Origin of the sequence: Pseudomonas sp. MYb185 (assembly GCF_002979975.1) — a bacterium.
GTDB lineage: Bacteria > Pseudomonadota > Gammaproteobacteria > Pseudomonadales > Pseudomonadaceae > Halopseudomonas.
Genome location: NZ_PCQD01000006.1, coordinates 73,064 through 99,338 on the forward strand (window position 1 = coordinate 73,064; position 26,275 = coordinate 99,338).

The 26,275-nt window shown below is 62.7% G+C and carries 13 protein-coding genes; 3 read left to right on the plus strand and 10 right to left on the minus strand.

Annotation, left to right across the window (positions count from 1 at the left end; genetic code table 11):
- Positions 1 to 10 precede the first annotated feature (10 nt).
- From CQ007_RS11100 to CQ007_RS11115, 4 genes are all read right to left on the minus strand, one after another.
- Entirely contained in the window at positions 11 to 3,262 is a 3,252-nt protein-coding gene (locus CQ007_RS11100; protein ID WP_105645892.1) for an efflux RND transporter permease subunit, read from the minus strand.
- On the minus strand, positions 3,259 to 4,476 hold the full coding sequence (locus CQ007_RS11105) for an efflux RND transporter periplasmic adaptor subunit (protein ID WP_105645893.1): 1,218 nt from the start codon (positions 4,474 to 4,476) through the stop codon (positions 3,259 to 3,261). Before CQ007_RS11105 ends, CQ007_RS11100 begins: the two co-directional genes overlap by 4 nt.
- Complete coding sequence (locus tag CQ007_RS11110; protein WP_105645894.1) at positions 4,473 to 5,948, minus strand: efflux transporter outer membrane subunit; 1,476 nt, start codon at positions 5,946 to 5,948, stop codon at positions 4,473 to 4,475. Before CQ007_RS11110 ends, CQ007_RS11105 begins: the two co-directional genes overlap by 4 nt.
- A 143-nt stretch (positions 5,949 to 6,091) precedes the next feature.
- Complete coding sequence (locus CQ007_RS11115) at positions 6,092 to 7,507, minus strand: hypothetical protein (RefSeq protein WP_105646043.1); 1,416 nt, start codon at positions 7,505 to 7,507, stop codon at positions 6,092 to 6,094.
- Positions 7,508 to 7,773: 266 nt separating this feature from the next.
- Between CQ007_RS11115 and CQ007_RS11120 the strand changes: the two genes are divergently transcribed.
- Positions 7,774 to 9,003: a benzoate/H(+) symporter BenE family transporter gene (locus CQ007_RS11120; protein WP_105645895.1), complete on the plus strand. Its 1,230-nt coding sequence runs from the start codon at positions 7,774 to 7,776 to the stop codon at positions 9,001 to 9,003.
- A 225-nt stretch (positions 9,004 to 9,228) separates the two neighbouring features.
- Here the strand turns inward: CQ007_RS11120 and CQ007_RS11125 are convergent, their stop codons facing one another.
- Both CQ007_RS11125 and CQ007_RS11130 read right to left on the minus strand, forming a co-directional pair.
- Positions 9,229 to 11,016 carry an acyl-CoA dehydrogenase C-terminal domain-containing protein gene (locus tag CQ007_RS11125; protein WP_105645896.1) on the minus strand — a complete coding sequence of 596 codons (1,788 nt, stop codon included), beginning with the start codon at positions 11,014 to 11,016 and terminating at the stop codon, positions 9,229 to 9,231.
- Positions 11,017 to 11,645: 629 nt separating this feature from the next.
- The gene (locus tag CQ007_RS11130) at positions 11,646 to 13,436 is read right to left on the minus strand and encodes an acyl-CoA dehydrogenase C-terminal domain-containing protein (RefSeq protein WP_105645897.1); all 1,791 of its coding nucleotides are present in this window, start codon (positions 13,434 to 13,436) and stop codon (positions 11,646 to 11,648) included.
- Between the two features lie 171 nt (positions 13,437 to 13,607).
- Here CQ007_RS11130 and selO point away from each other — a divergent pair, with 171 nt between their 5' ends.
- The gene (gene selO / locus CQ007_RS11135; protein WP_105645898.1) at positions 13,608 to 15,041 is read left to right on the plus strand and encodes a protein adenylyltransferase SelO; all 1,434 of its coding nucleotides are present in this window, start codon (positions 13,608 to 13,610) and stop codon (positions 15,039 to 15,041) included.
- Between the two features lie 198 nt (positions 15,042 to 15,239).
- Positions 15,240 to 17,030, plus strand: coding sequence for an SLC13 family permease (locus CQ007_RS11140; protein ID WP_105645899.1), 1,791 nt, complete (start codon positions 15,240 to 15,242; stop codon positions 17,028 to 17,030).
- A 57-nt stretch (positions 17,031 to 17,087) separates the two neighbouring features.
- Here CQ007_RS11140 and CQ007_RS11145 read toward each other — a convergent pair whose 3' ends face one another.
- The 4 genes from CQ007_RS11145 to gltB all read right to left on the minus strand — a co-directional run bounded on the left by CQ007_RS11145 (position 17,088) and on the right by gltB (position 25,918).
- The gene (locus tag CQ007_RS11145; RefSeq protein ID WP_105645900.1) at positions 17,088 to 18,362 is read right to left on the minus strand and encodes a bifunctional O-acetylhomoserine aminocarboxypropyltransferase/cysteine synthase; all 1,275 of its coding nucleotides are present in this window, start codon (positions 18,360 to 18,362) and stop codon (positions 17,088 to 17,090) included.
- Positions 18,363 to 18,393: 31 nt separating this feature from the next.
- Positions 18,394 to 19,482, minus strand: coding sequence for a uroporphyrinogen decarboxylase (gene hemE, locus CQ007_RS11150; protein WP_105645901.1), 1,089 nt, complete (start codon positions 19,480 to 19,482; stop codon positions 18,394 to 18,396).
- 466 nt (positions 19,483 to 19,948) lie between these two features.
- Positions 19,949 to 21,367, minus strand: a complete 1,419-nt coding sequence (locus tag CQ007_RS11155) for an FAD-dependent oxidoreductase (protein ID WP_105645902.1) — start codon at positions 21,365 to 21,367, stop codon at positions 19,949 to 19,951.
- Positions 21,368 to 21,469: 102 nt separating this feature from the next.
- Complete coding sequence (gltB, locus tag CQ007_RS11160; protein WP_105645903.1) at positions 21,470 to 25,918, minus strand: glutamate synthase large subunit; 4,449 nt, start codon at positions 25,916 to 25,918, stop codon at positions 21,470 to 21,472.
- Positions 25,919 to 26,275 lie beyond the last annotated feature (357 nt).

Here is a 26,275-nt window from a genome sequence, read left to right on the forward strand (position 1 = left end):
TGGAACCCCCTCAGTCCAGCGACTCTGGCTGTCCCGCATCCCCCGGTGTCAGCAGCAGGTACAGCGCCGGCACCACGAACAACGCCAGGATGGATACCGAGATCAGTCCGAAGATGATCACCAGGGTCAGCGGCCGGTAGAAGGCGCTGCTGACGGCCAGCGGCACCAGGCCGACGATGGTGGTGATGGCGGTGGTCATCAACGGACGCAGGCGCCGGGCCGAGCCGGCGGCGGCCGCCTCAGGGATGGACATGCCGTCCTTGATGTAGCTGTTCATGGTATCGACCATGATGATGCCGTTGTTGATGGCGATGCCGATCAGCGACACCAGGCCGATCATGGCGAAGAACGAGAAGGTGATGCCGAAGGCCCAGAAACCCAGGGCCGAGCCGATTACCGCCAGCGGCATGGTGGCGAAGATGATGAAGGCCTGGCGGAAGCTGCTGAAGACGATGACCAGCACGCCGACCACCAGCACGATGGCGATGACCAGGGCCACCAGCGCCGAGGCGAAGGTTTCACTGGTGTCCGCCGACTCGCCTCCGATCACGCTGCGGTAACCGGAGGGCCATTGCTGCTGCAGTTCATCCAGCCTGGGTTGCACGTCGGCCATGACTTCGCCGACGGTGCGCCCTTCGTTCTTGGCCATGACGGTAAGCGCGCGCTCGCCATTGACGTGGGAGATGGCGATGGCCGCCTCCGACTGGGTCGGCTTGAGCAGCTGCTGCATGGCGATGGAGCGTTCGTCCTGGGTGAATACCCGCACCCGGGACAGCTCCTCGGTATTGCGCGGCCCACCCGTCTCGCCGGGTCGGCTCGGCCATTCAGTGCCCAGGCGGATGTCAATGTTGTCATCACCGTCGTCGGTGACGAAGGTGCCTACCTCGTCCGAGCTGAAGGCGATGCGCAGTTGCGAGGCCAGGTCGCCATGGTCGATGCCGAAGAAGTTGGCCGCCTCGCGGTCGGGCTGCAATGCCAGTTGTGGCTTGAGCATGCCGATATTGTCGCGCACATCGACCACGCCCTCGGTATCCGACAGCAGCCCCTGCACCTGGCGCGACAGCCGCTGCAGCTCATCCATGTCGGCACCGATCAGCTGGATCTCGATTGGATCGCCGCTGCTGGGGCTGGCGGATTCGGCGACCACCAGCAATTGGGCCGCGGCGACCCGCTGCTCCAGATAGGCCGACAGTTCCTGGCGCAACTCATCAGCCAGTTCATAGGACTCGGCCTCGCGCTCATCACGCGGGCGGAAGATGGCGGAAAAACCGATGAAGTTCTCCGCCTCGCTGGGCTGCAGGTTGGCGGCCATGGAGCCGCCGGCGAAGGGGCTTTTCAGGCCGACCAGTTTCACCACGCTCTGGAAATAGGGCTTGTCCCTGAGGATGCTGCCGATCTCGTCGGCCACCGCCTGGGATGCGCCCAGCTGTGCCGTCGGCGGCAGTTCGATATTGATCCCAAGGCGCTCCCCGTCGGTCGGCGGAAACAGCTCCACCCGCGCCTGACTGAAGGCCATCATCGACAGCACGAACAGGCCGATGGCGGCAAACACCCACAGCCAGGATTGCCCGCGACTGCGCACCACCCAGCGGCCGTTCCAGCGCTCCAGGGTGGCCACCGCCCTGCCGGTCACCCGGTCCGACAGGCCCTGCTGCCGGGGATTGTCGGGTTTGCGTTGCTTGCCCAGCAGCATCCGGGATAGCGGCAGCGAACAGAGCATGGCGACGATGAACGAGAGGATCAGGCAGACCACCGTGGTGGCGGGCAGCACGCGGATGAACTCGCCCACGGTGCCGCCGATCGACATCAGCGGCGCCAGCGCCAGGATGGTGGTCAGCTGCGCGGCGAAGGCCGGTTTGGCATAGCGCTTGACCGTCGCCAGCACCGCCTGGCCGAAGGTCTTGCCGCCGTTGTAGATCTCGTCGTGCAGACCTTCCAGCAGGATGATGAACACATCCACGATCATCACCAGCGCGATCACCATGCCGATCACCACCAGCTCGTTGAGCGAGTAGCCCATCAGCAGGATGATCAGCAGCACCCCGGCGAAGGTCACCGGAACCGACAGGCCGGCGATGATCGCCTCGCGCCAGGCGATGGTCAGCAGCAGAATGACGAAGACGATGGCCATGGTCTGCAGGGCGCTGACGAACACCTCGGCCAGCGACTCCCAGATCTGCGCCGCCTCGTCCTGGGTAACGCTGTACTCCAGGCCGGAGGGCCAGCCGCCGGCATGGCGCAGGTCTTCCAGCGTGGTGCGCAGGGTCTCGACGACGTTCACCGTATCGGCGCCCGGCGTCTTGCGTACCGACAGCTCCAGCGAGGCGGCATAACTGCCGCCATCGCTGCTGAAGAAGGCCCGGGTGGTTTCGGTCTCCTGCATGCGCTGTACCGAAGCCACCTCATCCAGGCGCACCGCACGGCCGGCGCCGACACCACTGAGGCGCGCCACGGGCAAGGCGCGCAGGTCATCCACATCACGGAAGCGCCCTTCCAACCGCACCACGGCGCCGATATCGTCGCTGCGGATCTCGCCAAAGGGCTGCTCGACGTTGGCCTGCTGCACCGCATTGCGTATCGTCGAGGGTGACAGGCCGAGCGCCAGCAGGCGTTCGGGACGCAGCAGGATCTGGACTATCTCCTCGCGCTCACCGCCAATGCTCACTTCGTTGACCCCGGCCAGGCGCTCCAGCACATCGCGGATGCGCCGGGCCTGCTGGTTCATGGTCGCCGAGCCGGCTTCGCCATGCAGGGTGAAGGTAAAGATCGGCATGTCGTCCACCGAGGCCTGCTTGATCGCCGGGCGCTCGACGTCCGCCGGCAGCTCGGCTTCGGCATCGGCCACCGCCGCGCGCAGGCGGGTCATGGCATCCACCGGATCGGCCGAGGCGTCGAACTCCACGGAAATCACCGAGAAGGAGTCGTAGGAGGCGCTGTCGACCCGCCGCACGCCCTGCAGGGTGGTGACCTCATCCTCGATAATGTCGGTCACCTGCTCCTCCATGGTGCGTGGGTCGGCACCGGGCCAGGTGGTGGTGATGGTGGCCTGGGGAATGTTCAGGTCGGGCAGCGATTCCTTGACCAGCTGCAGGTAAGCCATCAGCCCGCCCAGCAGCAAAGTCACCAGCAACAGGATGCCGAAGATCGGCTGCAGGAAGAAGAACCGCGCCAGCGGGTGGGCGTTGCGCACCTCCTCGGTTTCCTGGGCAGGATCGGTGCGGTCCAGCTCTGGCGTGTCGTCCACGCCGTTCGGGGTACTCACGGAGCGTCCCCGTTGGTTTGCAGGATACGCACCTGCTGGCCGTCATACAGCGCCGCCCGGCCATCGGTCACCACCACCTCGCCGTCCTCTACCCCGCTGTTGACGGCGCGATAGGCGCCGGCCTGCTGGCCCAGCTCGACCCGGCGCTCGTTGACCCGGCCGCTTTGCCCATCGACCACGAACACGAAGGACTGGTCGTTGCGAAAACGCAGGGCCTCCAGTGGCACGGCCAGGCTGTCCTGCAGCGCCGGCAGGGAAATCCATACCGCGACAAATTCACCGTCCTGCAGGCCGGGGTTGTCGCTCTGGGTATGTACGATGACTTCGAAGGTACGGGTTTCCGGGTCCAGCGATGGGCTGACCGCATGCACCCGGCCGGCCACCCGCTCATCCCCCAACAACGGGTCGACATCACGGCCATCCAGCGGCGGTTCACCACCAATCACCGCCCGGGCGCCGCTCTCGATCTGCCGAAAATCATAGGATGGCAGGTCGACCCGCACCTCGAACTGGCTGGGGTCGATAACCATCGCCGGGACCGTACGCAGGGCGTTCTGCTCGGTGTTGGTCTGTACCACACTGGGCATGAAGTAACGGCCCTTCTCGATATTCAACCGCGCCAGCACCCCGTTGATCGGCGATACCAGCCGCGACTCGTCAACGCCGAGCTGGGCCTGGGCCAGCTGCGCACGACTGTTGTCCCGCGCCGCGGCGGCCTGCTGCACCTGCACCACCGCCTGGTCCAGTTCCTGCTGGGAGGCGGAGCGCTGCTCGATCAGGGTTTCGTAGCGCCGGCGGGTGACCCTGGCCAGTTCCAGGTTGGCCTCGGCCTCGGCCAGTGCCGCCCGGGCCGCCTGCAGATCAGCTTCCACCCGCTCGGGCGCCTGGTAGGCAATCAACTGGCCGGCCTTGACCGGGCTGCCGACCCGCAGGTCTTCATCGATATGGGTCACCACGCCCTGCTGGGTAAAGGTCAGGAACTCACGGTGACGCGAGCGGGCCGTGCCCTGACTGTATACCCAGGCCTGCAGGTTGCGGCGCTCCACCGCTACCACGCTGACGGTGACCGGCTGTGCCCTGCCCTGGTCTTGCTCTGACTGCTCGTTTTGCGGTGCCTGCGGTTCGCTCTGTTGGCCACAGGCGCTCAGCCCTATCAGCAGCAAAAGGGGGAAAACGGTCATCCAGGTCTTGGTCATGATCTGTGCTTTTTTCATGGGCTGATGGGCATGCTGGCGGTATCGGTTGCCGAGGCGGTAACGGGCGTTGCCGGCCCCCTGGTGTCGAAGCCGCCACCCAGCGCCAGATGCAGGGATATGCGGTTGTCGATGCGCGCATGGCGGGCGGTAATATGGGCACTGCGGCCATCGAGGGCACGTTGCTGGCTCTCCAGCACATTGAGGAACGGGTCTATGCCCTGCAGATAGCGGTTGAACGACACTCGCACCGCCTCTTCCGCCGCATCGGCCGAACCGGCCAGGGCCTGCTCCCGTCGCGTCAGCAGCGTGTCGACCGCCAGCATGCTTTCCACTTCACCCAGGGCATTCAGCGCGGTCTCGGCGTAGGCGTGCAGTGCCTCGTCACGCTGACCTTCGGCGATATCCACCTGGGCTACCAGTCGCCCGCCCTGGAATACCGGCTGCAGGATGCGCCCGGCGATCGACCAGACCAGATTGCCGCTGCTGAACAAGTCGGACAGTTCGCTACCGGCGTAACCGCCGGAACCGGTGAGCGATAGCGAGGGCAGGAAGGAGCGTTGCGCCGCTCCCAGTTGATACCCGGCACCGAGCAGCGTCAGCTCGGCGGCACGCACGTCCGGCCGCTGCGCCAGCAACTGCGCGGGAATGCCGGCCGGCGGTGGTGGTGGTACCTCAGGCAGACTGTCGGCGGTCTGCAGGCGGCCCGCCGGGTAGTCGCCCATCAGCATTTCCAGTTGGCGCAGGCTATGCTCCAGCGCCTCGCGGCGTTGTTCGAGCCCGGCACGCGCCGAGCCCAGGTTGGCGTCGGCGAGCATGCCATCCGCCGGCGAGGCGATGCCGACCTGCACCCGGTTGTTGATCTGCCGGGCCATTTCCTCCAACGCGGTGACAGTACGTTCCGACAGCTCGACCTGCGCTCGGGCGTGCACTATGTCGAAGTACAGTTGCGCGACCTGCGCCGCCACCGACTGGCGCATGCCCCGCAACTGTTCGCCACTGGCCAGATACTCGGCGCGCGCCGCGGCGGTGAGCGCCGACAGACGTCCCCACAGATCCAGCTCCCAGCTGACATCCAGCGTAACGTTGTGATTATTGCTGATGATCGACATATCACCGAACTCATCCGGCAGGCCGAGCATGTTCTGGCGCTGGCGCGTGCTGCCGATACCCAGGCCGACCTGCGGCAACTGGTCGGCGCGATTGACCCGCACCCGCGCCTCGGCCACCTGGTTGCGGGCAATGGCCTGGGCCAGGGCCGGGTTGCGCTCCAGGGCGTTCTCGACAAAGCGATCGAGCTGCGCATCACCAAAGCCGGTCCACCAGCGTTCGGCCGGCGCATAGGCACTGGTGGAGGTGGCGACGAATTCAGCAGGCAGGCTGAATGGCAGTTCCGGCTCCGCTGGAGGAGCGACGCTGCAGGCACTCGCCAGCAGCGCCATGGTGAGGGTCGCGGTACGCAGGCTGCGCGCCATGCGGAATCTGAAACTCATTCGGCGTCCTTCTTTTGACAGCAGGCTTATCACCGCCGAGGCCGAAGCCAGAAAGAGTCTGCGGGTCAACGCCGTATCCGGCAGTGCCTCAGTCTAGTCGCCATGACCACAAACATCCATTCGCTTTGGTATGGATTCAGCGCTCATCTGCGACGCCAGACCGCGCCCAGCCGTGGGCGCCAGGCTGCGGCCTGCTGCTCCGCCGGGTCTGGCCAATGCGCCTTCTTGGTTTCGCACTGCACTATGCCATTGGCACCCAGGCGTAGCCGCCAGCGCTGCGCCTGGGAGTGGGACTCCCCAGGCTCGGTGTAGACCAGCAGCAGGTTGTAATCATGCTGCTTGTCGATGGGGTGCGCCTGGATCGAGGCGAACGGGTTGTCCTGGTCCTCACTGACGAACAACTGATTGCGGCTGGCCTGGATCATCTCGCACAGATGCTCACAATCCAGGCTCAGGCGCTCCTGGATCTTGTCCCGTTCCAGCGCGCCCTTGTCCAGGTTGAGAACCGAGCGGTAGCAGATGATCTGCCGTTCCTCGTTGGTTGCCCACTTGCCGGAATGCTCCAGCACCTGCTGCGGCAGGCCAGGGAGCTTGCGGTAGTCCAGCCAGACCAGTTGCTGGGCCATGAGCTTTTTCGTGTAGGGCATCAACAGGCGGATCTTCCAGCGCGGCTTGCCCTTGCGCAGCCGGCGGGTAATGGCGGTGATCATGTCGTCACGCAGCAGGTCACGCACGGCATAGGTCAGCGCGATGATCAACAGCAGTGCCAGGGACAGTTGCTGAGTGCCTGCCCGCGCGTTGAACAGGAAGTAGGTGAACAGCGACATGATCAGCATGGTCGATCCAGCCTTGACCAGCTTGCGTGTGCCCTCGCCCAGCTCGGTGATCTTCGAGCGCAGCAGGACCGGGTACTCCAGCAGCCGGTGATACAGGCTCATGCGGTTCCACACCCGGGTCGGCGAACCATGGAAGTCGCTCAGGTATTCGCGCTCCTTGCGAATCCGGTACTCTTCCCGAAGGTACTCCTCTATGTCCTCCTTCAGCTCGGCCTCCAGCTCCTGATAACCCTCCAGGGTCATGCATTCCAGCAGGAACTGTTCGACATACCAGGAGAAGTAGATGTCCATCTGACGGAAATAACGCTGCTGGCTGCTCTGCCCCGGTACCGAGCGACGCAGACGCTGGGCGAAGGTCTGGCTCAGCCGCAGGGCGCGCTTGAGCGGCTCTTCGGTCAACCCGGAGGATTGAATCTGCTGACGCAGCCGATCCATCGAGGCGCGGTACTGGAACAGCCAGGAGCCATACATGATCTCGTAGTGCGGCGAGAGCAGCGCAAAGGAGCTGTCGGCCTTGCTGATGCGATCCGTGTCCGGCAAGCCCATCAATCCGAAGCGATGGGACAGGGTGCTGAAGAAGAACTGCCGTTCGGCCAGGGTCCAGGCGGAGAAGTTGCTCTCATGGGGGGTGAACAGGTACAGCTCGACCTTGTAGCGACCCGGCTTCTTCAATGTGCGGGTCAGCTGCAAACGATAGTCGCCCTTGCGCTTGAGTGAAAACACGCTGCCCCCCATTGTTGATATGATCGATCGCGTCGCAGCCCGCTGCCCGGTTTGTTGCGCTTGTTTGCCAGCTGGCGCGCTTCTGCGGCGGCCGATTGAGCGGAACTGCGGCCATCTTAGCATGTGCCGCCCACCGGGTAGCCGTGGCCCTACTGCCAGCCCACAACAGGAACTTGCTTCGTGTCCCCACCCCGCCACTTCTTTTTCCGCCCATTGACCGAACAGCCAGGGATAGCGGATAACCGACCACCACGGGTAGCCGACCAATGCGGCTGATCGAAGATAGCTCGGTATCCGCCATCAGTGCCGGCTTCGTCGCGGTGCTGGTCGGCTTCACCAGTTCCGCCGCACTGGTATTCCAGGCGGCTCATGCCCTGGGCGCGACGCCGGCACAGATCGCCTCCTGGATTCTCGCCCTGTGCCTGGGGATCGGCTTGTCGGGAATCTACCTCAGCTACCGGTTCAAGACGCCGGTCGTTACCGCCTGGTCCACCCCAGGCGCCGCTGTGCTGGTGACTGCCGCCGCTGGTACCAGTCTGGCCGAAGCCACAGGCGCCTTCATCCTGTGCGCGCTATTGACTGCCATTTGCGGCTTCAGCGGCTGGTTCGAGCGGATCATGCGGCACGTTCCACCGGCAATTGCCGCCGGCATGCTGGCCGGCGTACTGCTGCGCTTCGGCATGGACGCCTTCGCTGCCCTGGAAACTGCTTTCACGCTGGTCTTTCCCATGTTGCTGGCGTACCTGCTGGCGCGACGAGTCTTGCCACGTTATGCGGTCCTGGCACCGCTGGTGCTGGGGAGCATCATCGCCTGGGCCAGTGACCAGCTGGACTTCAGCGGCCTGAGCTTCACCATCGCCACGCCGCAGTGGGTGACGCCATCGTTCACCCTGCAGGCGCTGACTGGGGTGGCCTTGCCGCTGTTCGCCGTAACCATGGCTTCACAGAATCTGCCGGGGCTGGCGGTACTGCGGGCCGCCGGCTATCGCACACCCGCTTCGCCGCTGATCGGCTGGACCGGGCTGGCGACCCTGGTATTCGCCCCGTTTGGCGCCTTTGCCATCAACCTGGCCGCCATCACCGCCGCTATCTGCACCGGCCCGGAAACACATGACGATCCGGACCGGCGCTATATAGCGGCAATCGCGTCGGGGCTGTTCTATCTGTTGGCGGGTATCTTCGCGGCCAGCATTGGCGCGCTGTTTCTGGCCTTCCCGCAGGAGCTGGTCCTGGCGGTGGCGGGTTTTGCCCTGATCAATACCATCGGCAGCGGTCTGGTTGCCGCGCTGCAGGAGGAGCGGCACCGGGAAGCAGCACTGGTCACCTTCCTGGTCACCGCCTCGGGCGTGTCCCTGCTGGGTATCGCGGCGGCGTTCTGGGGGATGGTCGCCGGAGCCGGCACTCTGCTGATTCAGCAGGCCAGCTGGAGGCGTATGCAACGAAGAGAGCCCGAGACAGGCGAGCGAACCGGGAGCGGCTCAGACAGTCGCCCATAAAAAACCCCGCCGAAGCGTGAGCCAAGGCGGGGGTTTTGCAGAATAACGTCCTGATCATCCTTAATACTGGCACTTCCTGTAGCTCGTTCCCTGCTCCCTGTTGGTCTTGCGTCGCTTCCTGCGCTGCATCCCTGCAAGACCAATAGTACGCAGGCGCAACGAGTTGCCCCATAGGCTATTACCACCACACTCTGTAAGCCTTTTCCTACCCCTGCATAAAGTGTCTCAGAACTGGGTCGCTTCCAGCTCGAACAACACCTCGCTGCCGGCCCGTACCGCTTCACTCAGCGAATGGATACGCGGCAACAAGCGCTTGAAGTAGAAACGGGCAGTGGACAACTTGGCCTGGTAGAAACCATCACTGTCGTTTTCCACGGCTGCCAGCGCCGCCTTGGCCATGCGCGCCCACATATAGGCGTAGGCGGTATAGCCGAAGGTGTGCAGATACTCCACGGAAGCCGCGCCCACTTCATTGGGGTTGGCCTTGCTACGCTCGATCACCTCGTCAGTGAGCTGACGCAGGTTGTCCAGCGCGGCCTGCAGCGGCTGCACGAATTCGGCCATGGCTCCCTCGGCATTATCAGCGATAAAACCCTGAATCTCCTCGGCGAAAACCTTGAAGAAGGCGCCGCCGTTGGCCACGGTCTTGCGCCCCATCAGGTCCAGCGCCTGGATGCCGTTGGTACCTTCGTAGATCTGCGCAATGCGCACATCGCGCACCAGTTGCTCCTGACCCCACTCGCGAATATAACCATGACCACCGAACACCTGCTGGCCATGCACGCAGCTTTCAAAGCCCACATCGGTGAAGAAGGCCTTGGCCACCGGCGTCAGCAGCGCGACCAGGTCTTCACCCTTCTTGCGGATCTGCTCGTCTTCGGCGAACTTGCTGGTGTCCAGCTGCATGCCGACATAGGTCGAGAAGGCCCGACTGCCCTCGGTCATCGCCTTCATGGTCAGCAGCATGCGACGCACATCGGGGTGCACGATGATCGGGTCAGCAGCCTTGTCCGGCTGCACCGCACCGGTCGGCGCACGGCTCTGGATACGGTCGCGGGCATAGGCCACTGCGCTCTGATAGGACGCCTCGGCGCAGCCGATGCCCTGGATACCGATCGACAGACGCTCGTAGTTCATCATGGTGAACATGGCGTTCAGGCCCTTGTTCAGCTCACCGATCAGATAGCCCTTGGCATCGTCAAAGTTCATCACACAGGTAGCCGAGCCCTTGATGCCCATCTTGTGCTCGATGGAGCCGCAGCTGACCGCGTTGCGCTCACCCAGGCTGCCATCCTCATTGACCAGGAACTTGGGTACCAGGAACAGCGAGATGCCCTTGGGACCGGCCGGGGCGTCGGGCAGCTTGGCCAACACCAGGTGGATGATGTTCTCGGTCAGGTCGTGCTCGCCACCGGTAATGAATATCTTGGTGCCGGTGACCGCGTAGCTGCCATCAGCCTGCGGGACCGCCTTGGTGCGGATGATGCCCAGGTCGGTGCCGGCATGCGGCTCGGTCAGACACATGGTGCCAGCCCAAGTGCCGGCGTACATGTTCGGCAGATAGGTCTGCTTCAGCTCTTCGCTGCCATGGGCATCCAGCGCCAGGGTGCTGCCGGCGGTCAGGGCGATGTACAGGGCAAAGCTGCTGTTGGCGCCGTAGACCATTTCCTCGACCTGCACGCCAAGCGCCTTGGGCATGCCCAGCCCGCCGTATTCAGGGTTACCTGCCAGCCCTACCCAGCCGCCCTCGGCGTAGGTGGTATAGGCTTGCTTGAAGCCGGCCGGAGTCGTCACCACGCCGTCTTTCCATTGGGCGCCCTCTTCGTCGCCATTGCGGTTGAGCGGCGCGATGGTCTGTGAGGTGATCTTGCCCGCCTCTTCCAGCATGGCATCGGCGGTTTCAGCATCGATCGCACCGTTCAGGCCGGGCAGACTCTGCCACAGCTGATCGGCTGCAAAGGTTTCATTGAGAACGAAACGGATGTCACGCAAGGGGGCTTGGTACTCGGCCATGGGAACTCCTCAGCAGTCAATGTGCCGGCTCAACCGGATCAATTGGCCGATTGTAGACCGAGAACTTTTAAAGGGATAGCGTCTTGTTGTGACTTATTTTTATATCGCAGTCACAAGCAGGTCATGTTTTACTGTGGTTTATGTGCACGGCCCTGGTGGGTCTCCCCCGTTTCAGAACTCGCACCCCGCCATCCATGGCGCTCGTCTACGGCCGTCCCTGGCCGCAGACGGTTCTGAAACGGGGGAGACCCACCAGGGCCAGATGTCTGGGAGTTTCCGGCTCGATATGACGGCGTGCTTCCCGCAATGATGGGTAAGAGGAAGGATTGGGTTATGGGGTGTAGCGCGCCTGCGCTACGCCTGAGGGGATTGGACTGCTGGTAGGCAGCTGGCGTAGCGCAGGCGCGCTACACCCCGTTTTGTTTTCCCGCAGCTAACTGCAGAGACCTGCAGTTCCGGTGGGTGTTGCCCCACTTCGGAACCGTCTGCGGCCAGGGACGGCCGTAGACGAGCGCCATGGATGGCGGGGTGCGCGTTCCGAAAGGGGATAATACCCACCGGAACCCGGCACAAACCCGCCGCGTTCTCACTCGACCTGCTCCAAACACACCGAAGCAGGATGACAACGACTAGAACTGCTCCGCCGACAACTGCATCAACGTATCAGCCCCCGCTTCCAGCGCCTCCACATGCGCTTGGGCACGCGGCAGCAGACGCTTGAAGAAGAACTCCTGGGTAGCCAGCTTGGCCTGGTAGAAGCCAGCATCCGCTGCGCCAGCCTCCAGCTTCTGCTGCGCCACGACCGCCATCCTCAGCCAGAAGAAGGCATGGATGACATAACCGGAGAACATCAGGAAATCCATCGATGCCGCGCCGACTTCCTCGCGGTTCTGCATGGACTTGACCGCGATCTTCTGGGTCAGCTCACCCCACTGATTGTTCAGCGCGATCAACTTGTTGAAATACTCGCCCAGTTGCGCGTTCCCCTCGTTGGCCTGGCAGAACAGATGTACTTCCTTGGAGAAGGCGCGCAGCAGCTTGCCCTGACTCATCAGCACCTTGCGACCCAGCAGGTCCAGCGCCTGGATGCCATTGGTACCCTCATAGATAGGCGCAATGCGGCAGTCACGTACCTGCTGCTCCTGGCCCCATTCGCGGATATAACCATGGCCACCAAACACCTGCATGCCCAGCAAGGTCACTTCCAGACCGGTCTCGGTCATGAATGCCTTGCAGATCGGCGTCAGGAACGCCAACTGATCCTCGGCATTGGCGCGTACCGCCTCGTCCCTGGAATAATGCGCGTTATCCAGCAATTGCGCAGTGTAGTAAGCCAGCGCACGGTTGCCTTCGTTGAAGGCCTTCATGGTCAGCAGCATGCGGCGCACATCCGGGTGCACGATGATCGGGTCAGCCGGCTTTTCCGGCTCGGCCGGGCCAGACAGCGAGCGCATCTGCAAGCGGTCCTTGGCATAGGCCACCGCGCCCTGGTAGGACGCCTCGCCATGACACAACCCCTGCATACCGGTCCCCAGACGGGCGCTGTTCATCATGGTGAACATGCAGTTCAGCCCCTTGTTGATCTCGCCGATCAGGAACCCGGTGGCGCCGTCGAAGTTCATCACGCAGGTCGCCGAAGCCTTGATGCCCATCTTGTGTTCGATGGAGCCACACTTGACCGCATTGCGCTCGCCCTTCTCACCATTGGCGTCGGGCAGGAACTTGGGCACGATGAACAGCGAGATACCCTTGGTACCGGCCGGAGCGTCGGGCAGCTTGGCCAGCACCAGATGGACGATGTTCTCGGCCATGTCATGCTCGCCGGAGGAAATGAAGATCTTGGTGCCGGTAACCGCATAGCTGCCATCGTTCTGGGGTACCGCACGGGTCTTGATCAGCCCCAGGTCGGTTCCGCAGTGCGGCTCGGTCAGACACATGGTACCGGTCCAGTGACCGGGCACCAGCTTGTTCAGGTACAGCTCCTTCTGCTCCTGGCTGCCGTGGGCGCGGATCGCCGCGGCGCAACCGTGGGTCAGGCCCGGGTACATGTTCCAGGCATAGTTGGCGGAGGCGGTCATTTCATTGACCACCAGCCCCAGTGAGGCCGGCAGGCCCTGGCCGCCGAATTCCACCGGTCCGCTCATGGCCGCCCAGCCGTTATCCACGTACTGCTGGTAAGCCTCCTTGAAGCCCTTGGGGGTGGTCACCACGCCATCGTCGAAGTGGCAACCTTCCTCGTCACCGGTACGATTCAGCGGTGCGAGCACCTCACCAGCGAACTTGGCACTCTCCTCCAGGATCGCATCCACCAGGTCGGGGGTTGCATCGGTCAAGCCGTGGGTCTCATATCCAGCGGCAAAATCGAACACTTCATCCATGACAAAACGCATATCGCGCAGCGGGGCTTTGTAATCGGGCATTGGGGTCTCCAGAAGCAGCAGGATGATCCGGCTGGGTAGTATTCATACAGTCGTTTGACACTAATGCGCGCCTGACCAACCAGTCAACGAAAACGACAAGCCATTACATTGCTTGATACGCGAGCATAAGGCGGGCAGCATAAACCTCCATATCCTGTTGATGGCGCCCTTATGACCTCTCTTGCCGACCTGCATTTCGACAACCGTTTCGCACGGCTTGGCGACACCTTTTCGACCCGGGTCGTGCCGGAACCACTGACCAATCCGCGTCTGGTGGTCAGCAGTGCGGAGGCCATGGCGCTGCTCGACCTGGATACCTCGGCGGCGCAGGCCGATATCTTCACCGAGCTGTTTGCCGGACGGCAGATCTGGAGCGCCGCCGAGCCGCGCGCCATGGTCTATTCCGGCCATCAGTTCGGTGTGTACAACCCGCAACTGGGTGATGGGCGCGGCCTGCTGCTTGGCGAGGTGGTCAATGCGCAGGGCGAGTATTGGGATCTGCACCTGAAGGGTGCCGGCAGCACACCCTATTCGCGGATGGGTGATGGCCGGGCAGTGCTGCGTTCATCGATCCGCGAGTTTCTCGCCTCCGAGGCGCTACCGGCGCTGGGGATTCCCAGCAGCCGCGCACTCTGTGTCACCGTGGGCGATGACCCGGTCTACCGCGAGCGCCAGGAACGCGCCGCCATGCTGCTGCGGATGGCTCCCTCGCATATCCGCTTCGGGCATTTCGAGTACTTCTACTACACCCGCCAGCATGACGCCCTGCGCCAGTTGATCGACTTCACCCTGCAGACCTGTTATCCGCACTGCCAGCAGGATGCCGAGCCGGTACTGGCGATGTTCCGCGAGGTGGCCCGTCGTACCATGCACATGGTCGCCCGCTGGCAGGCCTATGGCTTCTGTCACGGGGTGATGAATACCGACAATATGTCGATACTCGGTATCACCTTCGACTTTGGCCCCTATGCCTTTCTCGATGATTATGACGCCGGGCACATCTGCAACCATTCCGATCATGCCGGGCGCTACGCCTTCAATCGCCAGCCAGCCATCGCCCACTGGAACCTGGCCTGCCTGGCCCAGGCGCTGACGCCCTATGTGGAAGTGGACACCCTGAAGGCCGAACTGGCCACCCTCATGCCCCTTCATGATGCGGAATACCGCCGCCTGATGAATGCCCGGCTGGGTTGGGCCGGCGAGCAGCCGGAGGATGAACAGTTGCGGGCACAGCTGCTGCAACTGATGCAGGACAGCGCCAGCGATTATCACATCACCCTGCGCCTGCTGGCCGAGGACGATCCCCGCGCACGTGACCAGATCATCGACCGCCCGGCGTTCGACAACTGGCTGCACCTGCACCAGGCCCGACAGAGTATCGATACCAGCGCCATGGCCGGCCGGCTGGCCTGCAACCCGGTGTATGTATTGCGCAACTACCTGGCCCAGCAGGCCATCGAAGCCGCCGAGCAGAACGACTTCAGCGAAGTGCGCCGACTGCACCAGATACTGCGCCACCCCTTTACCGCGCAACCGGGGCAGGAGGCCTATGCGACACCGCCACCGGATTGGGGACGGCGGCTGGAGATCAGTTGTTCTTCCTGATGTAGCGGTGGTGATGTAGGGTCCAGTCGTCGAGCAGGGGCTCGACAACCCGAAAAGCGATTCTGCCTACATATATTCCAGCAAAGAATAAGAAAATCGTTTTCAGGTCTTGGACAGCCTAAGCGCAGCCAGCTAGGGTACGCCCTCTGACTGGTTCCAGTTGCGGAACCGATACCTCACACGAGATTCAGGTTGCCGATGAACTGGGATACCCTCGCCATGCTCGGCGTGGCCGCACTGCTGTGCTGGGTGATGTACGCATTTGTCCGTGAAAAGCTCAGCCCCGATGTAGTGGTCGGCGTCGCGGTAGCCTTGCTGCTGGCCAGTACCCTGCTGACCCCCGCGGAAGTGCTGGGCGTGCTGTCCAACAGTGCTCCGATCACCATCGCCTGCCTGTTCGTGCTGTCTGCCGCATTGGAACGTACCGGCTGCGTCGACAAGCTCGGCAGCCTGCTGGCACGTATCGGCGGCTCCAGCCCGACCCGCATGCTGTTCGCCCTGCTGGTCACGGCCATGCTGCTGTCTACCTTCATCAACAATACCCCGGTGGTCGCGATCCTGACCCCTGTTGCAGTCACCCTGGCCGCCAAGGTCGGCAGCAAGGCCTCGAAGATGCTGATCCCGCTGTCCTACGCCACCATCCTCGGCGGCACCATGACCATGATCGGGACCTCGACCAACATTCTGGTCGATGGGGTAGCCCGCCAGCAGGGCATGGCGCCGTTTGGCATGTTCGAAATCACCCTGGCCGGAGCGATCTTTTCCGCCCTGGGCCTGGGCTTCATCATGCTGTTCGGCAACCGACTGCTGCCCGACCGTGACAGCCTGTCCGAGCGTCTGCGACCGCAGCGCAGCCGCACCTTCATGACCGAACTGCTGGTGCCGCAAAGCTCGCCGGTGATCGACCGCACCATTGCCGAGGCCCAGCTCAACGGCGACAGCGGTATCCAGGTGTTGAAGATCTTCCGTGGCGACGATGAGCTGTCCACCCCGCTGAACACCACTACCCTGCGCGCTGGCGACCGTCTGATACTGCACGCCGGCATGCGCGATTTCGTCGAACTGCGGCATACCGGCGTGCTGGAATTCAACCGTGACCAGAGTTTCGAGACCATCTCCACCCGCGATGTGGTCCTTGCCGAGGCCGTGGTGGCGCGCAGCTCACGCTATATCAACCGTCCGATGCGCGACCTCAACCTGACTGCCCGCTATGGTATCCATGTATTGGCCGTACACCGCCAGGACGAGCCGATCCAGGACAACCTGGACGATTTCGAACTGCAATTCGGTGATGTGATGCTGGTGGAAGGCTCACCGGCGCAGATTCGCAAGTTCGCCGACAATGGCGACCTGATCAGTCTGAATGCCGTGCAGGAACGCGCCTATCGCCGTAACAAAGCGCCGATCGCCATCGCCGCAATAGCCGCAGTCATGGTGCTGGCGGCGCTGGGCGTGATGCCGATTGAAGGTCTGGCCATCATTGCCGCGGCCGTGGTGATCGCCACCGGATGCCTGGACGTGGAGGATGCCTACAAATCCATCGACTGGAAGATCCTGGCACTGATATTCGGCATGCTGGCGATCAGCATCGCCATGAACAAGGTCGGGCTGGTGGATTCCATCGTCGGTCAGGTCATGACCCTGTCGCCACTGCTCGGCCCGCTGTTCATGCTGTCCTTCATCTATCTGCTGACTTCGATACTCACCGAGATCGTCAGCAATAATGCGGTAGGCGTGCTGCTGACACCGATCGCCATTGGCGTCGCGCATCAGCTCGGTGCTGATCCTCGCCCCTTCGTGGTCGCGGTCATGTTCGCCGCCAGCGCCAGCTTTGCCACGCCGATAGGCTATCAAACCAATACCTTCGTCTACAGTGCCGGTGGCTATCGCTTCATGGACTTCGTGCGCATCGGCATGCCGCTGAACCTGCTCATGTGGGCAGCGGCGACCCTGGTAATACCGATGATCTGGCCGCTGTTTCCAGAATAGGAATCGCAGGAAACAAGAAGGCGGCCGTTGGCCGCCTTCTTGTTTCCTAACATCAGATCACTTGGCGGCTTCCAGCGCCTGCTCCAGATCAGCCAGGATATCGTCGATATGCTCGATACCGATCGACAGCCGCACCAGATCCCGCGGCACACCGGCCTTTTCCAGTTCCTCGTCATCCAGCTGACGGTGCGTGGTGGAAGCCGGATGGCACGCCAGTGACTTGGCATCACCGATATTCACCAGCCGCAGGATCAGCCCCAGCGCATCAATGAAACGGGCGCCGGCTTCCTGACCACCCTTGATGCCGAAGGACAGGATCGCCGCTGGCTTGCCACCCATGTAGCGTTGGGCCAGTTGGTGCTCGGGGTTGTCCTTGAGCCCGGCATACTTGACCCAGGCCACCTGCGGATGCTGTTGCAGGTACTCGGCGACCTTCTGCGCGTTCTCGCAGTGCCGCTCCATGCGCAGGCTCAGGGTTTCCAGTCCCTGCAGAATCAGGAAAGCATTGAACGGCGACAGCGCCGCACCGGTATTGCGCAGCGGCACCACCCGGCAGCGCCCGATAAAGGCCGCCGGACCGAAGGCTTCGGTGTAGACCACGCCGTGGTAGGACGGGTCCGGAGTATTGAGCAGCGGGAAACGCTCCTTGTGGTCAGCCCAGGGGAACTTGCCCGAATCGACCACCATGCCGCCAATGCTGTTACCGTGCCCACCGATGTACTTGGTCAGCGCATGCACCACGATATCGGCGCCGTATTCGAACGGCCGGCACAGTACCGGTGTCGCCACCGTGTTATCCACGATCAACGGCACGCCATGGCGATGCGCGGCATCGGCCAGTGCCTGCAGGTCGATGATGTTGCCCGCCGGATTGCCGATCGATTCGCAGAACACCGCCTTGGTGTTCTCGTCGATCAGCGCTTCCATGGCAGCGATATCGTCATGCGGGGCGAAGCGCACCTCGATCCCCTGGCGCGGGAAGGTGTGCGCGAACAGGTTGTAGGTACCGCCATACAGCCTGGCCGTGGAGACGATGTTGTCACCAACCCCGGCGATGGTCTGGATGGCATAGGTGATCGCGGCCATGCCGGAGGCCACCGCCAGACCGCCCACGCCGCCTTCCAGCGCCGCAACCCGCTGCTCCAGCACATCGTTGGTCGGGTTCATGATCCGCGTGTAGATGTTGCCAGGTACCTTCAGATCGAACAGGTCAGCGCCGTGCTGGGTGCTGTCGAAGGCGTAGGAGGTGGTCTGGTAGATCGGCACCGCCACCGCCTTGGTGGTCGGATCGGGGCTGTAGCCAGCATGTACCGCCAGGGTTTCGAGTTTCATTGTTGTTTGCTCCCTAGTAACAGATCAGCCGTCAGCCCTGGGCAACGACCGCATTCGGATCATGGTAGACCGCCGACAGCTCATGCACCGCCTCGATGAACACGCCTGCGCGGGCCGGATCCACCTCGGGGGTAATACCGTGACCAAGGTTGAACACATGGCCGGTGCCCTTGCCGTAGCTGGCCAGGATGCGCGCCACCTCGTCACGGATCGCCTGCGGGTTGGCGTACAACACCGTCGGGTCCATGTTGCCCTGCAGTGCGACCTTGGAGCCGACCCGCGAGCGGGCCACACCGATATCCATGGTCCAGTCCAGACCGACGCCATCGGCGCCGCACTCGGCAATGCTTTCCAACCACAGGCCGCCGTTCTTGGTGAAAACGATGACCGGTACACGGCGCCCATCGTTCTCACGGATCAGACCGGCAATGATCTTGCGCATATAGGCCAGCGAGAACGTCTGGTAGGCATCGGCAGACAGGTTGCCACCCCAGGTATCGAAGATCTGCACCGCCTGGGCACCGGACTTGATCTGCTCGTTCAGATAGCTGGTGACCGACTGCGCCAGCTTGTCCAGCAGCAGATGTACCGCTTCGGGCTGGTCGTACATCATGGCCTTGATCTTGCGGAAGTCCTTGGATGAACCACCCTCGACCATATAGGTGGCAAGCGTCCAGGGGCTGCCGGAGAAGCCGATCAGCGGTACACGGCCATTCAGTTCGCGACGGATGGTACTGACCGCGTCCATGACATAGCCCAGATCCTGGCGCGGGTCAGGAATCGGCAGGGCCTCGATGTCAGCCAGGGTGTCGATACGCTTGCGGAAGCGCGGACCTTCGCCGGTCTCGAAGTGCAGACCCAGGCCCATGGCATCGGGGATGGTGAGGATGTCGGAAAACAGGATGGCAGCATCCAGCGGATAGCGCTCCAGCGGCTGCAGAGTTACCTCGCAGGCCATTTCCGGATTCATGCACAACCCCATGAAATCGCCAGCGCGAGCGCGGGAAGCGCGGTATTCAGGCAGATAGCGACCAGCTTGGCGCATCATCCATACTGGGGTGACATCAACAGGCTGGCGCAGCAGCGCACGCAGAAAACGGTCATTCTTCAACTCAGACATGAAATCGGTATCCAGTGGCGTAAATGGCAACCATTGTAACCGTTATCGGCAGGAAGATAAGGGGCGGTGCGGCAAAGGGGCGCGGCGGGCTTTTTGTTGCGGATATGTTGAGGTGGCCGGCGTGCAGGGACTGCGGTTACCGGTCGGGCCAGCTCGACACGCCGTAAACCCATCCCTGGGGGCTCGCGGTTGCCATCCCTGGCAACCGACGGTCGAGCTAACCCGACCAGTAACCGCTGCCGTCATCTCCGTGCAAGATCGGAGGCCAAACACCAGTGAAACCCAGTGTCTGCTGAGTACTATTGGTTCAAATCCCTCAGCAATCGAGAATCTTGCAGGTTGTCGGTCAGGCCTGGCTTCGCAGACCGTTTGATGCCAGGGATGGCATCAACGAGCCCACAGGGACGTGTTCACGGCGTGTCTGCGAAGCCAGGCCTGACCGACAACCAGACACCAAGCCAACAACTCACACTTCCAGATAATCCAGAATCCCCTCCGCCGCCTGCCGTCCTTCCCAGATGGCGGTGACCACCAGGTCCGAGCCGCGCACCATATCGCCACCGGCAAAGACTTTAGGATTGCTGGTCTGGAACCGGTACTTCGCCTGTTCAGGGGCGATCACCCGGCCCTGCCCGTCCACATCGACCTGCACCTCGGCGAACCAGGGCGCCGGGCTGGGGCGAAAGCCGAAGGCGATGATCACCGCATCGGCCGGCAGTATCTGCTCCGAGCCGGGAACCGGCTCGGCACTGCGGCGGCCATTGGCATCCGGCTCACCCAGGCGGGTTTCGACTACCTTGATGCCTTCCACCTTGCCTTCACCGACAATCGCGATCGGCTGGCGGTTGAACAGGAATTTCACGCCCTCGTCCTTGGCGTTCTTCACTTCCTTGCGCGAGCCCGGCATGTTCTCGGCGTCACGGCGGTAGGCGCAGGTGACCGAGTCGGCACCCTGGCGGATCGAGGTGCGGTTGCAGTCCATCGCGGTATCACCACCGCCCAGCACCACAACCCGCTTGCCTTTCATATCGACGAAGTCTTCCGGTGACTTCTCGAAGCCCAGGTTGCGGTTGACGTTGGCCACCAGGAAATCCAGCGCGTCATGCACACCGGGCAGGTCCTCACCGGGGAAACCACCCTTCATGTAGGTGTAGGTGCCCATGCCCATGAAGACCGCATCGTACTCGTCGAGCAGTTGCTGCATGCTCACATCCCTGCCGATCTCGGTATTCAGGCGGAACTCGATACCCATGCCGGTGAATACCTCGCGGCGACGCGACATCACGGTCTTCTCCAGCTTGAACTCGGGAATACCGAAGGTCAGCAGGCCACCGATTTCCGGGTTGCGATCGAACACCACCGGGCTGACCCCGGCGCGCGCCAGCACGTCGGCGCAGCCCAGGCCAGCCGGCCCGGCACCGATGATCGCCACGCGCTTGCCGGTCGGCACCACCTGGGACATATCCGGGCGCCAGCCCATGGCAAAGGCGGTATCGGTGATGTACTTCTCCACCGAGCCGATGGTCACCGCACCGAAGCCATCGTTCAGGGTACAGGCCCCTTCGCACAGGCGATCCTGCGGGCACACCCGGCCACAGACTTCCGGCAGGGTGTTGGTCTGGTGCGACAGCTCTGCCGCCTCGATGATGTTGCCCTCGGAGACCAGCTTCAACCAGTTGGGAATGAAGTTGTGCACTGGACACTTCCATTCGCAATACGGGTTACCGCACTCCAGGCAACGATGCGACTGCTCCGCTGCTTCCTGCGGCTTGAACAGTTCGTTGATCTCGATAAAGCGGGTCTTGCGCTGACGCAGGGGCCGTTTCTTCGGCTCCTGGCGGCCCACTTCGACAAACTGGAAGTCGTTGTTCAGACGCTCTGCCATTTTTACACCTCGTTGCTGCGGTCCCGCACCTGCGGTGCGTTACCGTCAAAATTCATCCCGTCCGTGGTCGGCCTGCATGGCCGACCGTTGCTCCGTCCGCAGTTACTGCGGATTCGCCAGCGTGGTCTTGAGCAGCGCGCGCAGGCTCGCCGCCTTAGGCTTGACCAGCCAGAAACGCCGGATGTGGTTATCCAGGTCCTCCAGCACTTCGGCCCCCCAGGCACTAGCGGTTTCCGCCACGTACTCGGTCAGCACCTGGGTCAGGTGGCTGCGATAGGCTTCCATCGCCTCGCCGCTGATGCGCTGCAGCTCCACCAGCTCGTGGTTGAGCTTGTCGAAGAAACTGTTGTCCTGGTCCAGCACATAGGCGAAGCCACCGGTCATCCCGGCACCGAAGTTGTAGCCGGTCTTGCCGAGTACGCAGACCATGCCGCCGGTCATGTACTCGCAGCAGTGGTCGCCGGCACCCTCGATCACCGCATGGCAACCGGAGTTGCGTACCGCGAAACGCTCCCCGGCCACCCCGGCGGCGAACAACTTGCCGCCGGTGGCGCCATACAGGCAGGTATTGCCGATGATCGAGGTCTTCTCCGAGCGGAACGGGCTACCCTTGGGCGGTACGATCACCAGCTTGCCGCCGGTCATGCCCTTGCCGACATAGTCGTTGGCGTCCCCTTCCAGGTACATGTTCAGGCCGCCGGCATTCCATACGCCGAAGCTCTGCCCGGCGGTGCCGTTGAAACGGAAGGTAATCGGCGCTGCGCTCATGCCCTGGTTGCCGTGGCGACGGGCGATCTCACCCGACACCCGGGCACCGATCGAACGATCGCAGTTGGTCAGGGTCATGCCGAATTCACCGCCGCTGCCCGCCTCGATGGCTGGCAGCGCGAGGCTGACCATGTTCTCAGCCGTGAGCCCCTTGTCGAACGGCGGGTTGTTCTCGACCTCGCAGTACTGCGGCTTGTCCGCCGGTACCGCATCGCTGAACAGCAGCGGGCGCAGATCCAGGCCCTGCTGCTTGCTGGTGTTGCCCGGCAGGATTTCCAGCAGGTCGGTACGGCCGATCAGGTCCTGCAGCCGGCGTACGCCCAGTTTTGCCATCCACTCACGGGTTTCGCTGGCGACATAGGTGAAGAAGTTCATCACCATCTGCACGGTGCCAATGTAGTGCTGGTCGCGCAGCTGGCGATTCTGTGTGGCGATCCCGGTGGCGCAGTTGTTCAGGTGGCAGATGCGCAGGTACTTGCACCCCAGCGCGATCATCGGCGCGGTACCGAAGCCGAAACTCTCGGCACCGAGAATCGCCGCCTTGATCACATCCAGACCGGTCTTCAGGCCGCCATCGGTCTGCACCCGTACCTTGCCGCGCAGGTCGTTGCCGCGCAGGGTCTGGTGCGCTTCGGACAAGCCCAGTTCCCAGGGCGAGCCGGCATACTTGATCGAGGTCAGCGGCGAAGCGCCAGTGCCACCGTCATAGCCGGAGATGGTGATCAGGTCGGCATAGGCCTTGGCCACCCCGGCGGCGATGGTGCCGACACCGGGTTCAGCGACCAGCTTGACCGAGACCAGTGCCTGCGGGTTGACCTGCTTGAGGTCGAAGATCAGTTGCGCCAGATCCTCGATCGAGTAGATATCGTGATGCGGCGGCGGCGAGATCAGCGTCACCCCGGGCACCGCATAACGCAGCCGGGCGATCAGCTCATTGACCTTGCCGCCGGGCAGCTGCCCACCCTCACCGGGCTTGGCGCCCTGGGCCAGCTTGATCTGCAATACCTCGGCATTGACCAGATACTCGGCGGTGACACCGAAGCGTCCCGAGGCCACCTGCTTGATCTTCGAGGTGCGGATACTGCCGTAGCGCGCCGGGTCCTCGCCACCTTCACCGGAGTTGGAGCGGGCGCCGAGACGGTTCATCGCTTCGGCGATGGCTTCATGGGCCTCCGGCGACAGCGCACCGAGGGAGATCCCCGCCGAATCGAAGCGCTTGAACAGGGACTCCAGCGGCTCCACCTCCTCCAGCGGAATCGGTGTCTGATCGCGGCGCAATTGCAGCAGATCGCGCAGGGTCGATACCGGACGCTGGTTGACCAGCGCCGCGTACTCCAGGTATTTGTCGTAACTGTCGCCCTGCACCGCATCCTGCAATGCGCGAACAATGTCCGGGTTGTAGGCGTGGTATTCACCGCCATGCACATACTTGAGCAGACCGCCCTGCTGAATCGACTTGCGCAGGTTCCATGCCTCGGCGGCGAGCAGCGCCTGTTCGGCCTGCAAGTCACTGAAGCGGGCACCCTGGATACGGCTGGGCACGCCACGGAAGCAGCGCTCGACCACCTCGTCGGCCAGGCCCACCGCCTCGAACAGCTGCGCACCCCGGTAGGAGGCGACAGTGGAAATGCCCATCTTCGACAGGATTTTCAACAGCCCCTTGGAAATGCCCTTGCGGTAGCTCTTGAACACTTCATACAGGTCACCGATCACCTCGCCGGTGCGGACCAGGTCGGCCAGCACTTCGTACGCCAGGTACGGATACACCGCCGAAGCGCCAAAGCCGATCAGCACCGCGTAATGATGCGGATCGCGGGTGGTGGCGGTCTCCACCAGGATGTTGCAGTCGCAACGCAGACCACAGGCGATCAGGTGGTGATGCACCGCGCCCACCGCCAGCGCCGCATGCACCGGCAGCTTGCCCTTGGCAATGGCGCGGTCACTGAGCACCAGCAAAGTGTTGCCGGCACGCACGGCGGCCTCGGCCTGCTCGACGATAGCGGCCACGGCAGCGTCCAGCGGCACCTGTTCATCGACGTTGAGGTCGATGATCTGATGGGCAAAACCGGGCCGCTGCAATTCCATCAGGGTGCGCCATTTCGCCGGCGAAATGATCGGACTGCTGAGAATGGCGCGGTTGGCGTGATCGGGGGTTTCCTCGAAGACATTGCGCTCGGCACCCAGACAGGTCTCCAGGGACATGACCACCGCCTCGCGCAACGGATCGATGGCCGGGTTGGTGACCTGGGCAAACTGCTGGCGGAAATAGTCGTAGACCGTGCGTACCCGGCTGGACAGTACCGCCATCGGCGTATCGTCACCCATCGAGCCGACCGCTTCCTGACCGTTCTCGCCGAGCGGGCGCAGCACCTGATCACGCTCCTCGAAGCTGACCTGGAACATCTTCATGTATTGCTGCAGCGTCTCGGGCTGGAGAAATTCCTTGCCGTGATCGCGGTCTTCCAGGGTCGCCTGGATGCGCAGGGCGTGCTGCTTGAGCCATTTGCGATAGGGATGACGCGACTTGAGACGGCCTTCCACCTCATCGGTATGCAGCACCTCACCGGTACGGGTATCCACGGCGAGGATCTGGCCGGGGCCGACCCGCCCCTTGCTGACCACATCCTCGGGACGGTAATCCCACACGCCGATTTCCGAGGCCAGGGTGATGTAGCCATTGGCGGTGATCACGTAGCGCGCCGGGCGCAGGCCATTGCGGTCCAGCAGACAGACCGCGTAGCGGCCCTCGGTCAGCACGATACCGGCCGGGCCGTCCCAGGCCTCCATGTGCATGGAGTTGTATTCGTAGAAGGCACGCAGGTCGGCATCCATGGTCTCCATGTTCTGCCAGGCCGGCGGAACCACCATGCGCACCGCACGGAACAGGTCCATGCCACCGGCCAGCAGCAGTTCGAGCATGTTGTCCATGCTCGATGAGTCCGAGCCGGTGACATTCACCAGCGGTGCCAGACTGTCCAGATCCGGCAACAGCTCGTTGACGAACTTGTTGCGTCGCGCATGAGCCCAGTTGCGGTTGGCGGTGATGGTGTTGATCTCGCCGTTATGCGCCAGCAGGCGGAACGGCTGGGCCAGCGGCCAGCGCGGCAGGGTATTGGTGGAGAAGCGCTGGTGGAACACGCTGATCGCGGTTTCCATACGCGGGTCCCCCAGCTCCGGGAAGAAGCTGTCCAGGTCCGCCGGCATCATCAGACCCTTGTAGGAAATCACCTTGGCCGACAGGCTGCAGACATAGAAGTCCGCATCGGCCTGCATGGCCAGCTCGACCTTGCGCCGGACATAGAACAACTTGATGGCGAACTGCTGTTCATCCAGATCTTCACCGGAGATGAATACCTGTTCGATATTCGGCTGGCAGCTCAGGGCCAACGGCCCCAGTACGCTGGGATCCACCGGCACCTTGCGCCAGCCCAGCAAGGCCAGCCCCTGGTCAGCCAGGGCCACTTCGAAGGCCTGATGAGCGCGAGCCTGCGCCGCCGGCTCGACACCTGTGAATACCATACCCACCGCATATTGCACCGGCAGCTCGAGCGACAGCTCGTCCCTGGCTACCGCGCGCATGAAGCGATCGGGCATCTGTAGCAACAAGCCACAGCCATCGCCAGTCTTGCCATCGGCATTGATACCGCCGCGGTGGGTCATGCAGGTCAGCGCCTCGATGGCGGTTTTCAGCAGATGATGACTGGCCTCGCCCTGCATGTGGGCGATCAAACCGAAGCCACAGTTATCCCTGAACTGATCAGGCTGATATAGACCTGCTTTCATAGGCACACTCTCAATATTTCTATATATTTCAAACACTTGCAATCAATGCGCAGGATATAACGAAGCAGGCACCGGTTGCGGAGGAGGGCTTGATTGTACACAGCGCGCCAAGCAGCCACAATTATTTTTGCCGCAAAAACATATATAAATGTCGTAAAGAAGAAAGCATTTTTTATTTCGCATATAACTTTTTGAACCAAAGCAGTGCACGAAACGTCTGAATGCACCATGGAAGTGCAAAAAAACCGAGAAAGAAGGGAGATATCGCGCCGCAGGCAAGCAAGAGGGGGGGCAGGAATAGACGCAGCCGCTAGCCGCCCCCCTGCACAAGCAGGGAGGGAAGCGACTGGAACTGTT

Excerpts from the sequence above, each read along its gene's own strand:
- CQ007_RS11105 (WP_105645893.1), bottom strand. The coding sequence starts at position 4,476 with ATGAAAAAAGCACAGATCATGACCAAGACCTGGATGACCGTTTTCCCC.
- CQ007_RS11110 (WP_105645894.1), bottom strand. The coding sequence starts at position 5,948 with ATGAGTTTCAGATTCCGCATGGCGCGCAGCCTGCGTACCGCGACCCTC.
- CQ007_RS11120 (WP_105645895.1), top strand. The coding sequence starts at position 7,774 with ATGCGGCTGATCGAAGATAGCTCGGTATCCGCCATCAGTGCCGGCTTC.
- CQ007_RS11125 (WP_105645896.1), bottom strand. The coding sequence starts at position 11,016 with ATGGCCGAGTACCAAGCCCCCTTGCGTGACATCCGTTTCGTTCTCAAT.
- CQ007_RS11130 (WP_105645897.1), bottom strand. The coding sequence starts at position 13,436 with ATGCCCGATTACAAAGCCCCGCTGCGCGATATGCGTTTTGTCATGGAT.
- selO (WP_105645898.1), top strand. The coding sequence starts at position 13,608 with ATGACCTCTCTTGCCGACCTGCATTTCGACAACCGTTTCGCACGGCTT.
- CQ007_RS11140 (WP_105645899.1), top strand. The coding sequence starts at position 15,240 with ATGAACTGGGATACCCTCGCCATGCTCGGCGTGGCCGCACTGCTGTGC.
- CQ007_RS11145 (WP_105645900.1), bottom strand. The coding sequence starts at position 18,362 with ATGAAACTCGAAACCCTGGCGGTACATGCTGGCTACAGCCCCGATCCG.
- hemE (WP_105645901.1), bottom strand. The coding sequence starts at position 19,482 with ATGTCTGAGTTGAAGAATGACCGTTTTCTGCGTGCGCTGCTGCGCCAG.
- CQ007_RS11155 (WP_105645902.1), bottom strand. The coding sequence starts at position 21,367 with ATGGCAGAGCGTCTGAACAACGACTTCCAGTTTGTCGAAGTGGGCCGC.
- gltB (WP_105645903.1), bottom strand. The coding sequence starts at position 25,918 with ATGAAAGCAGGTCTATATCAGCCTGATCAGTTCAGGGATAACTGTGGC.